Source organism: Kitasatospora terrestris (genome assembly GCF_039542905.1).
Taxonomy (GTDB): Bacteria; Actinomycetota; Actinomycetes; order Streptomycetales; family Streptomycetaceae; genus Kitasatospora; species Kitasatospora terrestris.
Map to the genome: position 1 here is coordinate 7233954 of NZ_BAABIS010000001.1, position 14385 is coordinate 7248338.

A 14385-nucleotide genomic window follows, 5' to 3' on the forward strand; every position below is an offset into this window, starting at 1 on the left:
ACCGTGCCCCCGTTCACTCCTCCCGGACGAGGACGCGGCTTACCGGAGTGCCGTCCACTTCTGGTTGTTCTGGCCGTTGCAGGTCCACAGGATGACCGCGGTGCCGTTGGCGGTCCCCGCGTGGTCGGCGTCCAGGCACAGCCCGGCGTGGACGTTGCGGACCGACCCGTCGGACTGCACGGTCCACTTCTGGTTGTCCTGGCCGTTGCAGGGCCAGATGACGACCCGCGTGCCGTCGGCGGTGCCCCGACCGGAGGCGTCCAGGCACTTGTCGCCGTAGACGCGGATCTCGCCTCCGGCCCAGGTGGTCCAGAGCTGGTTGGCGGCGCTGTGGCAGTCCCAGATCAGCGTCGCCGTCCCGGCCGCCGTGGCGGCCCGGTCCACGTCCAGGCAGCGGCCGGACCCGGTGCCGCGCAGCCGTGCGGTGGTGGAGGCCAGCGGGCTGCCGCCGGACACCCGGTACACGGCGACGCCGTGCGCCGGGACGCCGGCCGAGACCGTGCCGGACGTGCTCGACGTGCCGCCGGTCCACAGGTCGGTGAGGGTGAACGGCCCTCCGCCGAGGCCGATCTGCGCGGCCGTGGCGGTGACGGTCGCGGTGCCGCTCCCGCGGTTGAACAGGCCCACGGCGACCGAGCCGTCGGACAGGGGCTTGGCGAACACCTCGGTGTCGCCGTCGTCGCGCACCCGGCGGCCGCCGGCGCCGAGCGCGTCCTGGTTCACCGCCAGCAGACGGGGGTTGCGCAGGATCGCGCTCACGTCGCCGGACATGGTCCGGATGTCGTTGCCCGCGATGAGGGGCGCCGAGAGCAGCGACCAGAGGGCGAAGTGGGAGCGGGACTCGGTCAGGGACAGGCCGGGGCGGCCGACCACGAGCATGTCGGGGTCGTTCCAGTGGCCGGGGCCCGACTGGGCGGCCAGCGGCGCGTCGATGTCGAGGACGTTGCCCACACCCATCGGGTAGCTGTTGGTGTTGCCGTTCTGCCAGATGTCGAGCAGGTCCTCGGTCGTCCGCCACAGGTCCGCGACCTCACCCCAGTTGTACGAGGAGCCGGTGATGGCGTGCAGGCTGTTGGGGTTGATGCTGTAGACGACGGGGCGGCCGGTGGCGCGCAGGGCGTCGCGCATGAGGGTGAACTGCGCGACCTGCTGGTCCAGCGTGCCGGCGGACGAGCACCAGTCGTACTTGAGGTAGTCCACGCCCCACGAGGCGAAGGTGGTGGCGTCCTGGGCTTCGTGGCCCTTGCTGCCGGTGGAGCCGGAGTAGGAACCCACGGCCTGGGCGCAGGTGCGCTCGTTGGGCGCCTCGTAGAGGCCGAACTTCAGGCCCTTGCTGTGGATGTAGTCCCCGAGCGCCTTCATGCCGCCGGGGAACTTGGTCGGGTTTGCCCGGAGGTTGCCCGCGCCGTCGCGCTGCGGGTCGAACCAGCAGTCGTCGACGACGACGTAGCGGTAGCCGGCGTCCTTCATGCCGGAGGAGACCATCGCGTCGGCGGCCTGGCGGACCTTCGACTCGTCGACGCCGCACCCGAAGCTGTTCCAGCTGTTCCAGCCCAGCGGCGGGGTGGACGCGGGGCTGCCCGGCGCGGCCTCGGCGGTCGTGGTGGTGGAGGCGGTGACGCAGGCGGTGAGCATCAGTGCGGCGGCTGCGAGGAGGCGCAGCCGCCGCCCGTTGAACCGTGGGGGGAGCATGGCGGGGGATCCTTCCCGGGAGGGCCCGGCCGCGGGCGGGGGCCTGCGGCCGGGCGGGTTGGCCTGCTGGGACGGCGGTGCGGGTCAGCCCAGCGGCTGGGTGACCAGCCAGCTGGTGTCGGCGGCCCAACTGTTGGCGCTGTCCCAGGCGTTGGAACCGCCGTTGCTCGCGATGTAGGCCGTGTAGTTGTAGTGGCGCAGGTACTTCGTCGCGAAGTTGGCGGACCGGAAGGAGGTGCCGGTCCCGCTGTTGCCCGCGGTGGGGCAGAAGGTGGCGTCCTGCGCGAACGCGCCGCCGCCGTCGTCGGTGTTCAGGTTGAGCTGGTAGTTGTAGTGGCGCAGGAACTGCCCGGGGCTGTTGGCGGACTCGAACGACACGCAGGAGGCGTCGGCCAGGCCGGTGCGGACGATCCAGGTGGCGTCGGCCCTGTCGACGGCCGGGCTGGAGGCGTTGGCGGCGGAGATGACGACCTTGGTGTCGGCGTCGTCGTGGCGCAGGTAGTGCGAGGTGCAGCACGGCGCCGTGGTGGCCCGCAGCGAGATCCGGGAGCCGGGGGCGAGGGTGCCGGTGCCGGTCGAGCCGCTGGTGTAGCCGGCCGCGGTGATGTTGGCCTGGACGGCGTTCTCGGTGGCGTCCGAGGGGTAGCCCGAGGTCATGACGCCTTCGTAGAAGGTGCCCTGGGCCCACTTGCTGTTGTCACCGCCGATGCCGAGGATGATCGCGCCCTCCTTGTGCATCGGGTTGTAACCCGTGGCATTGGGCCGCACCCCGTTGTAGAAGGTGGACAGGCCACCCGACTGGGCGTCGCCGCCGCGGAGCGCCCACTGGTTCGGGCCGCCCTTGAGCATGGCGGTCAGGAACCGGTTGCTGACACTGGGGTCGCCCGCGTTGAACCCGCGGTTGACCCCGGAGAACAGGCCGTTCTCCAGGTCGGCCATGACCCAGGGCCCGTTGCCGCTGCCCGAGCCCCAGCTCTTGTTGTTGCCGAAGTAGAGGGCCTCCATGTGGCCGTTGCCGGTGTCCAGGTTGTTGGTCTCGGCGTTGCCGTAGTCGAAGCAGCAGCCCCCGTTGAAGTGCGTGCCGTCGAAGATCGCGTACATGCCCTCGGGCTGGTCGCCGGTGGCGATGCCGTGGGTGTTGTTGTTCCGGTAGCCGGTGCCGGGGGCCACGTAGACGCCGTACGCCTTGTGCCCGGCGACGGTGACCGGCGCCTCGAAGGCGTTGGCGAGGTTGTCCGGCCCGCCCGCCGCGCCGCCGGCGGGCGCCTGGGTGAGGTGGTTGCCCTTGGGCGACTGGTCGTAGATGACGGTGATGACACAGCTGGTGGCCGCGCAGAAGGAGTCCTGCTGCGCGGCGTCGGCGTACCCGCCGGTGCTGAGCAGGCCGATGTCCCTGGTCGCGTTGTCGGAGGCGCGCCTGACCTGGTACAGCGGTCCGTTGTACGTCCCGTACAGGGCGCGGGTGGTGCTGTGCGCGGCGACGCAGGGGGTGCCGCCCGAGGCGTAGATGTCGCAGGGCCCCTGGGTGGCGGCCTGCGAGGTCGCGGCCGTGGCGGTGAGCATGCCGACGGCGAGGGCGGCGGTCGCGCCCGTTGCGAGCAGAGCTCGCCCGAGCCTGCGGATCGACAGTTCGACCATGAAGGTCTCCTTCACAGGGTGGGGGTGGGGGTGGGCGTCCACGCACCTGCCGGCGTCCGTCCGAGCGGGCGGCGCGGGCGGCGCTGACGCCTCCGGGTGCCTGCCGGCGGGCCGTCTTCGGCAGCCGGTCGGCACGGGCCGCTCGTCAGCCCCAGGGGGAGACGGCGAGCCGGCTGGAGTCCTGGGCCCATGACGGCGGGTTGTCCCAGGCATTGGTGCCGCCGTCGCTCGCGGTGCAGCCGGCGAGGCGGTAGTGGCGCAGGTACTCGGCCGGGTGGTCGAGTGACTGCCGGGAGGAGCCCGTGCCGCTGTTCCCCGGCTTGGCGCAGAAGGTGGCGTCCGCGGCGAACCGGCCGGTGCCGGCGGCGGTCCGGGCGGTAGCCGCTCCGGTGAGCAGCCCGACGAGGAGCACGGCCGTCGTTCCGGTCACCGACAGCGCCCGCCGGGCGCGGCTCGGCCACGATCTCATGGTCATGAACGGACTCCTTCGCGGGTGGAGAAGGAAGAAGGCGCCCCCATATATTGTTAACGCTAACAATTTTGCCGGGAAATGGGAGCGCGCAAGACGGGTCGGACGCCCTGGTGGTGCTGCGCCGACATCACTATGGCCACACGTTGATGTACCGTCAAGACATCTAACTGTTAACGCACACAGTAGCCACGGCAGTTCGCCGTCCCGCCCGGAGCGATCGCGAGCCGGTCGTTCTCCTGCGCTGGATCAAGATTGGGTAACGGCCGGTCCGACGTCTTGCCTGCTGAATTGTTAGCGCTAACACTCCTCCGAGAACGACAGGAGATGCCCATGCCCGCGCTCCGCGCACGGCTGTCGGCGACACTGCTCGCCGTCTGCCTCCTCTTCACCGGCTTGGCGGTGGCCGCACCCCAGCGTGCCGCCGCGGCCGGCCCCGGCTACCTGATGGTGCACTTCATCGGGGAAGGGGCGGCCAACCAGCAGATGTACCTCTCCCACAGCACGGACGGCGTGCACTGGAACGACCTCAACGGCGGCGGGACGGTCCTGCGTTCGACGATCGGCACCAAGGGGGTGCGCGACCCCGCGCTGGTGCGCTCTCCCGACGGAAGCCGGTACTGGATCATCGCGACCGACCTGTGCATCGGCTGCGGGCAGAACTGGGACCAGGCCGTCAACAACGCCAGCCGCAACCTGGTGGTGTGGGAGTCGACGGACCTGGTCACCTGGTCGGACCCGTGGCTGCTCAACGTCGCCGGCGCGATCCCGGACGGGCGCAACGCCTGGGCGCCCGAGGCGATCTGGAACCCCGAGACCAACGACTACGTCCTCTACTGGGCGACGAACGTGCCCCTGAACGGCACGAAGAAGCACCGCATCTTCGCCGCCCGCACCAGTGACTTCCGCACCATCACCACCCCGCAGCTGTACATCGACCGCCCCGGCACCCAGGAAATCATCGACACCCAGATCATCGGGGTTCCGGCCGGCGTCGGCCACTACCGCTACGTGCGGGCCTCCGGCGACGGGCAGATCACCCTCGAAGGCAGCGACTCGATCTTCGGGACGTGGACCGACCTCGGCAACCTCTCCGGCATCGGCCTCACCGGCAGGCAGGTCGAGGGCCCGATGTGGATGAAGTTCAACGGCACCGACAAGTGGGCCCTCTACCTCGACCAGTACGCCAGCGGCGGCGGCTACATGCCCGTCCTGACCACCGACCCGTCCGACCCGGCCGCCTACCGGAAGCAGGCGTCCAGCGACTACACCATGGGCGGTACGAAGAAGCGCCACGGCTGGATCCTCAACCTGACGGCCGCCGAGGAGAGCCGCGTCCTCGCCCGCTGGCCCGGCACCCCGGCGCAGCGGCTCCAGTCGTTCAACTTCCCGGACCGCTACGTCCGGCAGGCCGACTTCGACGTGCGCCTCGACCCGAACGTCAGCCCGCTCGACGACTCCCGGTTCCGCCTCCGACCCGGCCTCGCCGGTGCCGGCACCGTCTCCTTCGAGTCGGTGAACTTCCCCGGCTACTTCCTGCGGCACTCCGACTACGACTTCCAGCTCGTCCGCAACGACGGCAGCAGCCGGTTCGCCCAGGACGCGACCTTCCGCCGGGTCGCCGGGCTCGCCGACCCGACCTGGTCCTCCTTTCAGTCGTACAACTTCCCGGACCGCTACCTCCGGCACTACGCGTACGAGCTGCGACTCGACCCGATCACCACCACGACCGGACGCGCTGACGCCACGTTCCGCGTGACCGGCTGATCCGACCGGGTGCCGGCGCCTCCGAGGAGAGCGCCGGCACCGCCGTCCTTTCCGCCGCCCCCAGGAAGCCCCCCGGTGAAGAGTCCGTGGCGTACTCCTGGCGGCCGCGGCCGCGGCCGGTGCCGCCGTCCTGGTCCTCAGGAGCCGGTGCGGCCGCGGGCAGGTCGGTCGCCGGCGTCGACACGGCCGCTGACACCGGGCGCCGGGTGCTCGGTCCGTCCCCTGCGGGCGGCTGCGCTGCGCGGCCGGAGCTTCAAGCGGATAGTTCATCCGGATGTGTGCTACCGTCGCGCCTAAGCGGATTACTTATCCGATTGACTGCCCGTGGAGGAGCGCATGGGAAAGGCTGCCGTGGTCACGGCCGGAACAGGCGGCATCGGACTGGAGACGGCGCTGGGGCTGGCCGCCGCCGGATTCGCGGTCACCGTGATCGGACGCGACGAAGAGCGGGGGGCCGAGGCCGTCGAGCGGATCAACGCGACGCGCCCGGCGTCCCCGGCCCGGTTCCTGCCCGCGGACCTCGCCTCGCTCGAGCAGGTGCGTGCGCTCGCCCGGAGGATCGCTCTCGATCAGGCCTCCTCGGGGGAGCCGCTGGCGGTGCTGGTCAACAACGTCGGGGCGATGTTCGCCGAGCGCCGGACCCGGGGCGGTGTCGAGGCGTCGTTCCTCGTCAACCACCTCTCGCCCTACCTCCTCACCGAACTGCTGCTTCCCACGCTCGCGGCCGGTGCGCCGAGCAGGATCGTGAACGTGACGTCGGGCGCGGTCGCGGTGGCCAAGCGGCGGTTCGACGCCGTCGAACCGCCGGGCGGCTACTACGGCTTCCACTGGTACGGGCGGGCCAAACTCGCCAACCTGGCCTACACGTTGGACCTGGCCGCCCGGCTGGACGGCACGGGCGTCTCGGTCTTCGCCGCCGATCCCGGAGGGGCCGCGACCGGCATGACCAACGGCACCATGACCGACCCGAAGATCGTCTCGCCCGCCCTGCGGCTGCTGTGGCCGCTGGTGCGCCGCAGGTTCGAACGCTCGACCTCCGGTCCGGCGTCCACGGCGGCCAGGCCCTCCATCGTGGCCGCCGCCGACGGCGCACTGGCGGGCCGGACCGGCATCGTCATCGGCGCCCGGGCGCGGCCGATCGCCCCGCACCGGGCGGCGGTCGATCCCCGCGTCGCCGAAGCCGTGCGCCGGCTGAGCGAACTGCACGCACCCCTCGCGCCCGTCTGAGCGGCGTACCGCCGCGGTGCGGGCGGACGGGGGCGGTCGGCGGTCAACCGGATCAACCATCCGATTAGCATGGCCCCATGACGACTCCTCTGCGCAAGGACGCGGCCCGCAACTGGGAGCGGATCGTCTCCGTCGCCCGCGACCTGGTCGACGAGGGAACACCGTTGCAGCTCAACGACGTCGCCCGCCGGGCCGGCCTCGGGGTCGGCACCGTCTACCGGCACTTCGCCACGCCGGAGGCGTTGCTGGAGACCGTCGCCACCCCCTGCCTGGAGGCCCTGGCCGCCCAGGGACGGCAGGCCCTGGACGACGCCGACCCCTGGCGCGGCCTGACGGGCTTCCTGTTCCGCACCGTCGAGGCGCAGGTCACCGACGCCGCCCTGCCCCCGGTCGCGGCCGCGGCCACGGACGCCGTGCCGCGAACGACGGAACTCAAGAGGTCGCTCGCGGCGACCGGCGCCGCACTCCTCGCCCGGGCCCGCGACGCCGCAGTGGTCCGCCCCGACCTCACCGCCGCCGACCTCGTCCCGCTCATGTGCGGCATCGCCCACGCGGTGAGCGTCCACGGTGGCGCCCCCGCCGACCGCGTCGACACCGCGCGCCGCTACCTCGCGACCCTCCTCGAAGGCCTGCGCACGACGCCGCCGAGCCCGTGAGCGATTCGACCGGGCCATGCATGTCTGCAACTTCCGGGCTGGTGCGGGTGCCCCTTCAGAGGCGGGTGGCGGTCGCCGCGGAGACGTCGATCAGCGCCGCGCGGCGCCGCAGCACGGCGGTCTCGGTGTGCGCCGCCTCGCGGGCGCGGCCCAGGGCGACGCGCAGGGAAGCGGCGCGGACGGCGAAGGTCTGGATGCCCGTGGTCCCGTGATGGGAAAGGGTCGGTGCCGTCACCAGCCAGAACGGCTCCGGGAGCGGGGACCCGCCGGATGGCCGGGCGGTGGGCGCGGCCCGGCAGGTGGTGTCGGGTGCGGTTGCTGCGGAGGCGAAAGCCATGGCATCTCCAGTGCTGGGGCAGCCGATGGGCGCGGGACACGCCGTGCGCAGGTGCATGGCCGCGGCGAGGGGGGTGGGCCGCGGGTGCGCCCGATGCGCAGGGGCACCCTGGTGCGGTGGCAGTCTGGAGTGCGCTACGCCCTATCCGGTCGTATCGGCAGAGTTTATGCGTGACTGAAACTTTCAGCAATACCTTTCATCGCCCCCCGGTCGGCAGCGGAAACCGCGCGGGGCCCCGCAACCCGGCCGGGTCACGGGGCCCCGCAGGCCGGTCAGCCGATGGCGATGTCGTCGACCAGGAAGGTGGTCGCCAGGTAGGCGTCCTCGGTACCGGCGAACTCGAGCTGCACCGTCCGGCCCTTGTAGGCGGACAGGTCGACGGTCTTCTGCACGTACGAGGTGCCGGCGTTGGCGTTGGAGTACGTCGCCAGGGTGGTGCCGTTGACGTTGACCTTGAGGGTGTCGTAGACGGTGGTGCCGGTCTCCTGGGTGGTGACCTTCAGCCAGAAGGTGAGCTTGGGGGTGCCGGTGGCGGGCACGGCGATGCCGCTCTGGGAGAGGGACTCGACGGCGGAGGTGCCGTAGCCCATCATCCAGGCGTACCAGGAGCCGCCGTGGGCCGCTTGCAGGGTGGAGTTGGTGATGTCGTTGTCGCTCTGCGTCCAGCCGGTGGTGCCCTGCTCGAAGCCGCCGTTGACCAGGGCGTTCCCGGTCGGGGCCGGGGTGGAGGTCGCGGTCGGGCTAGGGGTCGGGCTCGGGGCCGGGGTCGAGCTGGAGGTGGGGCTCGGGCTCGGGGTCCCGGTGCCGGGGTCGGGCAGGGCGGTGCCGACGCTGACCGCCGCCCACGCCTTGGAGACCAGGTACCGCTCCTGGGAGTTGGTGCCGTACAGGTCGGCGGCCGCCTGCAGGGTGGCCGTGCGGGCGCCGGAGTAGTTGGTGGTGGAGGTCATGTAGGCGCTCAGCGCCCGGTACCAGACGGCGGCGGCCTTGTCCTTGCCGATGCCGGCGAAGGTGTCGTTGTTGCAGGTGGTGCCGTTGTGCGAGCGGCCGCCGATGGTCTTCGCCCCGGTGCCCTCGGACGCCAGGTAGAAGAAGTGGTTGCCGATGCCGGAGGAGAGGTGGACGTCCACCGAGCCGGCGCTGGAGCTGTAGCAGGACAACGAGGAGCCGTCGAGCGAGGGGTTGTCCATCCGGCGCATGTAGCCGCCGGACATGTTGAGCTTCTCGCCGATGTAGTAGTCGCCCGGGTCTCCGGCGTTGTTGGCGTAGAACTCCACCATGGTGCCGAAGATGTCCGAGGTCGCCTCGTTGAGGCCGCCGGACTCGCCCGAGTAGTTCAGGTTCGCGGTGGCGGCGGTGACGCCGTGGCTCATCTCGTGGCCGGCCACGTCGAGCGCGGTGACGGGGGTGTTGCTGTTCTGCGAGGAGCCGTCGCCGAAGAACATGCAGAAGCAGTCGTCGTCGTAGAACGCGTTCAGCAGGCTGGTGTCGACGTGCACGTACGCGGGCGCGCCGCGGCCGTCGTTGCGGATGCCGGAGCGGTTGAAGGTGTCCTTGTAGAAGTCCCAGGTCTTCGCCAGGCCGTAGGAGGCGTCGACGGCGGCGCTCTCGCGGCTCGACGTGGTGCCGTTGCCCCAGGAGTTGGTGGACTTGGAGAACGTCCGGGCGTTCTGCTTCGGGTTCGACTGCGAGCTGTTGTACGAGTCGTAGACGATGGTGCCGCCGTGCGCGGCATCGGTCAGGGTGTAGCTGCTGCCGGACTGGGTGGTCTCGATGGAGACCTGGCCGACGGTGGTGCCGTTGCCGGTCCCGGTGACGCCCTGGTGCAGTTCGTACTGGTCCAGCGGCGCGCCGCTGGCCGCGTCGACGATCACGGCCTCGCGCGAGGCGGCGCCGGCATCGCCCTCGCCGGTGACGGTGGAGCGGTACGCCAGCACCGGAACCTTGCCGACCGCGTACACCACCAGGGCGCTGCTGTCCGCGGCGTCCGGCTTGGCGTTCTTGACGTGCTTGGCGTGCCGGACGGCCGCGGCCGAGGCGTCGGCCGCGCTGAGCTTCGGCGTGGTGCCGACGACCTTGAGCGCGCCCCGGTGGGCCTGGTCGGAGCCGGTGGCCCTGCCGTTCGCGTCGTAGTGGACGACCAGGTCGCCGCCGATGACGGGCAGGCCCCGGAAGGTGCGGTCGTAGCGCACGTGACGGGCACCGTCGGCGTCCACCAGGACGTCCTTCACCGCCAGCCTCTCGTCGGCGCCGAAGCCGAGCGCGCGGGCCGTCGCGGCGGCCTCCCGGTCGGCCGTGCGCATCGCCTCGCCACGGACCTCGGCCGCCATCGCCCGGAACCCGGCGCCGGGTCGGGCGGAGGAGCCGCGGGCCGCCGCGGTGGACTGGGTCGCCACCACGGTCACGGTGCCGAGGGCGAGGGCGGCCGCGACGGCGGCGGCCAGGGCGTTCTTGCGGGACATCGCAATCCTCCCGCCGAGCTGGGGTAGAGGGGGCAGCCGCAGGACGTCGTCGGAGGGGTGGGGGGACGTCCGGCAGCCGGGGACAGCTCGACTGTGGCGATGACGTTAGGGAAAGCGGGGGGTGGCCGAAATCAGGGCAACCCCTTGACCTGGACCGGAACGGTCCCGAGGGCGCACCATGGCCCGATGCCAGACTCTGCGACGTGGGTGAGCGTGCTCGACGGGACGGCCGGCGCCGTGCTGCCGGTGGTGCCGGAGGAGGTGGACGGCACCCGCCGCGCGGTGCTGTTCGGGCCGCCCGGGATCGGGAAAACCACCGCGGCCGGTGTCCTGGCACGGCGGCTCGGCCTGCCCGTCCTGCGGCTGGCCCCGGGCCCGCAGGACACCCGGGTCGCCTACGCGGGGCTGCTGGAACTCGCGATGGCCCTCCCGTCGCTGCCGGCCGCGCGGGAACTCGCGGCGGCGCTGGACGAGGCGTCCGGCGAGCCGCGCCCCTCGGACCACGCCGGCCCGGCCCTCCGGCTCCGCCGGTTGACCGCCGCACTGCTGCGGGACGCACCGGCCATGACCTTGCTGGTCGACAACGCCCAGTGGCTGGACGCGGCCAGCGCGGCCGTCCTCGGCTGGGCCCTGCGCCTGGCCCCGGAGCTTCCCGTCATCGCGGCCGAGCGCACCTGGCGGCCCGGAGCCGGCGGCCACTGGTGCGGAGCGGACGCCTGCGCGGTCCGCGTCCCCGCCCTGACGGCCCATCAGGTCGCGGCGCTGCTGTCGCCGTACCGGCCCGCCCCCCGCGAGGTCGCGAGGATCCACGCCCTCAGCGGCGGGAACCCGGCGCTCGCCCTGGCGCTCGCCGACGCCGCGGGCCCGACCGCCGACCCGGACGGCGGGGACGACCCGGTCCTTCCACCGACCGCCCGACGACTGGTCGGGGAGTGGCTGGACGAGGTACCGGACCGGGTGCAGGAGCTGCTGACGCTCGCGGCGCTGGACGACCGGCCCGACGTCGAGCTGCTCACCCGCCTCGCCGGACCGGCAGCCGGGAACCTCCTGGCCGAGGCCGAGGCGGCCGGGCTGCTGGAGATCGGGCAGCGCGGCGGAACGCTGCGGTTCACCGCCTCGGCGACCGCCACGGAACTGGCGACCCGGCTGCCGGCCGCCGTCCGCAGGGCCCTGCACGCCCGCCTGGCCGAAGCCAGCCACGACAGCGTCAGGCGCGACCGGCACACCGCGCTGGCGGCCGACACCGGCGACCCGCGTACGGCCCGGCACACCGCGCGCGACGCCGCCCGCGCAGCCGGCCACGCCCGGCTGCGCGGCGAGCACCCGCTGGCGGCCGAACTCTCCCTCCTCGCCGCCGAACGCACCCCGCGCGAGGACACCGGGCTGCTCACCGAACGGGCCCTGACGGCCGCGCACGACGCCGCCCGGTGCGGCGACCTCCGGCGCGGTCGGGCCGCCGCCCGCCTCGTCCTGGACCACGACAGCAGCCCCGCAGAACGCGTCGGCGCCCTCCTGATCCTGCTCGACGCCAGCGGACAGCGCCTCGACGGCGCCGACGAACTGTTCGCCGGGGCCGTCCACGAGGCGGCCGGCCGACCCGACCTGATCGCCCGGATCCTGCTCCGCCGAGCCATCCGGGCCAACATCAACGAAGGCGCCCCCGCCCAGGCCGCCGCCCTGGCCGCCCAGGCAGCCGACCTCGCCGGGGCCGCCGGGGACACCACCACCGCCGCCCTGGCCCTGACCATGCAGGCGCGCGTCCAACGCATCCTCGGCAGCCCGGACGCCGAGACCACGCTCGACCGCGCGCTGTCCCTGCCCCGCACCAGCCCCGTCCCCGCCAACGCCGGGCCCGAACACCTCGCCGCCCGCCACGCCCTCTTCGACGACCGCCCGGACGACGCCCGAACCGCACTGCTGCCCCTGCTCGTCCAGGCCGAGCGGGCCGGGGACGCCGAGGGCACCGTGGACGTCCTGCGCAGCCTCGCCGAGGTGGAGATCCGCGCCGGCCGGTGCGGCCGGGCCCTCGACTACGCCGCCCGAGCCCAGACGCTGACCGACCGGGCCGCTCTCCCGCCCGGGCCGGCCTGCTACACCTCCGCCCTCGTCGAGGGCACCGCCTCGCGCACCGACCTCGCGCTCGCCCACGCCCGCCGCGGAGCGGACGCCTCCCGGCAGGAGCGCAACCGGGTCTTCCTCTCCCGCAACCTCTTCGCCCTCGGGCACCTCCTGCTCGTCACCGGACGTCCCAAGGAAGCCCTGGAGGCCCTGGAGGAGGTACGCACCCTGGAGGAACTCCAGCACGTCCACGACCCGACCGTCCTGCGCTGGCACGCCGACCTTGCCGAAGCCCTCATCGCCCTGGGCCGCTGCGACCAGGCCCACCGCCTGCTGACCGACGCCCACCGCACCGCCACCGACCTCGGCCGACACTCCGCGCTGCCCGCGCTCGAACGCGCCCGGGCCCTCCTGGATGCCGCCTGGGGCGACTACGACACGGCCGCCCACCGCCTCACCGACACGGCCGACCGCCTCCTGCACCTCCCCATCGAACGCGGGCGGACCCTGCTGGCCCTCAGCCACACCGAACGGCGCGGACGCCGCCGCGCGAGCGCCCGCGCGGCGGCCCGCAGCGCCGCCGACCTCTTCACCGCCCACGAGGCCCACCCGTGGGCCGAAGCAGCCGCACGAGCCCTCGACCGCCTCGACCGCACCCCCGCGGACGGCGCCCCCGGTCCGCGCCTCACCCCCGGCGAACAGCGCTGCGCCCGGCTCGCCGCCGGCGGAGCGAGCAACCGCGACATCGCCGCGGCCCTCACCGTCAGCGTCAAGACCGTGGAAGCGACCCTGACCCGGGTCTACCGGAAACTCGGCGTCCACTCGCGGGTCCAGCTCGCGCACGCCGTTTCCCCGGCATCGGCATCGGCATCGGCCCCGGCGCCCGAGTGACCGGCGAGCTTCCACCCGGGTCGGGCTCGCACGGGATCAGCAGAGCCGCAGCTGCGTCACGTAGTTGCCGTTGGTGCCGTAGCCGGCGAACGTGACCACGTCCCCGGGCTCCGTGTACCGGCAGGGGCTGGACGTGCCGCTGACGTAGGTGAGTTGTACGGAGTAGGGCTGGGCGCAGGCATTGGTGACGAAGGTGTAGCGCCAGTCACTGGAGTAGCTCAGGCACGGGGGAGCGGTCTCCTGCCAGGTGTCGGTGAAGGTGGGCGCGCCGGTCGGCGGAGTGACGCCGGTACGGTTGTCGCCGCCCTCCCAGATGACGGTGCCGTCGGGGTTCTTCTTCAGGTACTTGTACTGGACGGCCGTGTCGGGCGGCAGTGGGGCCGTGCCGGTCCACAGCGGGTAGGTGCCCGCGTCGGTGCTGAGGGGGACGGCCTTGGCCGGGTCCCACGCGCCGAGTTCGGCGAGGTCGCCGACGACGAAGAGGCCCTGGCCCCACACGGTGGTGGCGGTGGCCCGGAAGCTGGTGAGGGGGGCGGCGTCCCCGGAGTCGGCGGCGTGGGAGCGGGCGACGGTGCCGCCGAGTAGGGCCAGGAGCAACGCGGCGAACAGGAGCGCTCGTCCGAGGAGGGCGGCTCGGGCATGGGTCAGGGTCATGAGGGTTCCCTTCAAGAGCACGAGGACGGCGGCACGGGGGCCGCTCTCTGCGCCACATCTCAACATGACTTGGAGCAAAGGGCGGACTCAAGCCGACTCATTCGTTCATTTATAGAAGAGAATCGGCCGCAACTTGGGGCGCCTGTCCTGTGCTTCGTTCAATGTTTGAACGATCGAGGAGGGTGCGGCGCGCCCCCTGTGTGCACGTCGGGCGATCGTGCCCCCGGTTGCGGAGCCGGGCGCGCTTCTTGCGCAAGTTGGCGAAAAATCTTTCAGTCGCGTCGGTGGCCGGACCGCAGCCGTCACTCGTCGAAGCAGTCGTTGACGATCGTGGGGCCGTCGTCGCTGAACGCCTCGTTGAGCAGGGCCCCGCCCACCGGCGGCCGCCGTTTCGGCGCGGGCGGTGGTGCGGACGGCTGCAGTCGCCGGGACGGCGCCCGGACCTGCCGGCCGCCGGGCCGACTGGCGTCCGGAGGGGGGCGGCGCACGATGGAGGGACCAGCGGCCCCGCAGTCGAAGGGGCGATGGAGGTGG

Annotated in this window: 11 protein-coding genes; 4 read left to right on the plus strand and 7 right to left on the minus strand. The window is 72.7% G+C overall.

The window, feature by feature from the left end:
- Window positions 1-39: 39 nt before the first annotated feature.
- The 3 genes from ABEB06_RS33120 to ABEB06_RS33130 all read right to left on the minus strand — a co-directional run bounded on the left by ABEB06_RS33120 (window position 40) and on the right by ABEB06_RS33130 (window position 3805).
- Window positions 40-1692, minus strand: a complete 1653-nt coding sequence (locus tag ABEB06_RS33120; protein ID WP_345700603.1) for a glycoside hydrolase family 27 protein — start codon at window positions 1690-1692, stop codon at window positions 40-42.
- An 84-nt stretch (window positions 1693-1776) separates the two neighbouring features.
- The gene (locus ABEB06_RS33125) at window positions 1777-3330 is read right to left on the minus strand and encodes an alpha-L-arabinofuranosidase B (protein ID WP_345700604.1); all 1554 of its coding nucleotides are present in this window, start codon (window positions 3328-3330) and stop codon (window positions 1777-1779) included.
- A 145-nt stretch (window positions 3331-3475) separates the two neighbouring features.
- Window positions 3476-3805, minus strand: coding sequence for an AbfB domain-containing protein (locus ABEB06_RS33130; RefSeq protein WP_345700605.1), 330 nt, complete (start codon window positions 3803-3805; stop codon window positions 3476-3478).
- Window positions 3806-4132: 327 nt separating this feature from the next.
- Here ABEB06_RS33130 and ABEB06_RS33135 point away from each other — a divergent pair, with 327 nt between their 5' ends.
- The 3 genes from ABEB06_RS33135 to ABEB06_RS33145 all read left to right on the plus strand — a co-directional run bounded on the left by ABEB06_RS33135 (window position 4133) and on the right by ABEB06_RS33145 (window position 7449).
- Window positions 4133-5566, plus strand: a complete 1434-nt coding sequence (locus ABEB06_RS33135; protein ID WP_345700606.1) for a glycoside hydrolase family 43 protein — start codon at window positions 4133-4135, stop codon at window positions 5564-5566.
- Window positions 5567-5902: 336 nt separating this feature from the next.
- Window positions 5903-6793, plus strand: coding sequence for an SDR family NAD(P)-dependent oxidoreductase (locus ABEB06_RS33140; RefSeq protein ID WP_345700607.1), 891 nt, complete (start codon window positions 5903-5905; stop codon window positions 6791-6793).
- Between the two features lie 77 nt (window positions 6794-6870).
- Window positions 6871-7449 (plus strand): TetR/AcrR family transcriptional regulator, encoded by a 579-nt coding sequence (locus ABEB06_RS33145; RefSeq protein WP_345700608.1) that lies wholly within the window; start codon window positions 6871-6873, stop codon window positions 7447-7449.
- A 55-nt stretch (window positions 7450-7504) separates the two neighbouring features.
- Here the strand turns inward: ABEB06_RS33145 and ABEB06_RS33150 are convergent, their stop codons facing one another.
- Together ABEB06_RS33150 and ABEB06_RS33155 are read right to left on the minus strand one after the other, a co-directional pair.
- The gene (locus ABEB06_RS33150) at window positions 7505-7786 is read right to left on the minus strand and encodes a hypothetical protein (protein WP_345700609.1); all 282 of its coding nucleotides are present in this window, start codon (window positions 7784-7786) and stop codon (window positions 7505-7507) included.
- A 272-nt stretch (window positions 7787-8058) separates the two neighbouring features.
- Window positions 8059-10248, minus strand: coding sequence for a M4 family metallopeptidase (locus ABEB06_RS33155; protein ID WP_345700610.1), 2190 nt, complete (start codon window positions 10246-10248; stop codon window positions 8059-8061).
- Window positions 10249-10434: 186 nt separating this feature from the next.
- On the opposite strand from ABEB06_RS33155, the gene ABEB06_RS33160 reads away from it, so the two are divergent.
- Entirely contained in the window at window positions 10435-13197 is a 2763-nt protein-coding gene (locus ABEB06_RS33160) for a helix-turn-helix transcriptional regulator (protein WP_345700611.1), read from the plus strand.
- 36 nt (window positions 13198-13233) lie between these two features.
- Here the strand turns inward: ABEB06_RS33160 and ABEB06_RS33165 are convergent, their stop codons facing one another.
- Window positions 13234-13851, minus strand: coding sequence for a carbohydrate-binding module family 20 domain-containing protein (locus tag ABEB06_RS33165; protein WP_345700612.1), 618 nt, complete (start codon window positions 13849-13851; stop codon window positions 13234-13236).
- Window positions 13852-14153: 302 nt separating this feature from the next.
- A complete protein-coding gene (locus ABEB06_RS33170; protein ID WP_345700613.1) occupies window positions 14154-14339 on the minus strand; it encodes a hypothetical protein in 186 nt (61 codons plus the stop codon).
- Between the last annotated feature and the right edge of the window lie 46 nt (window positions 14340-14385).

Excerpts from the sequence above, each read along its gene's own strand:
- ABEB06_RS33140 (WP_345700607.1), top strand. The coding sequence starts at position 5,903 with ATGGGAAAGGCTGCCGTGGTCACGGCCGGAACAGGCGGCATCGGACTG.
- ABEB06_RS33145 (WP_345700608.1), top strand. The coding sequence starts at position 6,871 with ATGACGACTCCTCTGCGCAAGGACGCGGCCCGCAACTGGGAGCGGATC.
- ABEB06_RS33160 (WP_345700611.1), top strand. The coding sequence starts at position 10,435 with ATGCCAGACTCTGCGACGTGGGTGAGCGTGCTCGACGGGACGGCCGGC.
- ABEB06_RS33165 (WP_345700612.1), bottom strand. The coding sequence starts at position 13,851 with ATGACCCTGACCCATGCCCGAGCCGCCCTCCTCGGACGAGCGCTCCTG.
- ABEB06_RS33150 (WP_345700609.1), bottom strand. The coding sequence starts at position 7,786 with ATGGCTTTCGCCTCCGCAGCAACCGCACCCGACACCACCTGCCGGGCC.
- ABEB06_RS33125 (WP_345700604.1), bottom strand. The coding sequence starts at position 3,330 with ATGGTCGAACTGTCGATCCGCAGGCTCGGGCGAGCTCTGCTCGCAACG.
- ABEB06_RS33135 (WP_345700606.1), top strand. The coding sequence starts at position 4,133 with ATGCCCGCGCTCCGCGCACGGCTGTCGGCGACACTGCTCGCCGTCTGC.
- ABEB06_RS33155 (WP_345700610.1), bottom strand. The coding sequence starts at position 10,248 with ATGTCCCGCAAGAACGCCCTGGCCGCCGCCGTCGCGGCCGCCCTCGCC.
- ABEB06_RS33120 (WP_345700603.1), bottom strand. The coding sequence starts at position 1,692 with ATGCTCCCCCCACGGTTCAACGGGCGGCGGCTGCGCCTCCTCGCAGCC.
- ABEB06_RS33130 (WP_345700605.1), bottom strand. The coding sequence starts at position 3,805 with ATGACCATGAGATCGTGGCCGAGCCGCGCCCGGCGGGCGCTGTCGGTG.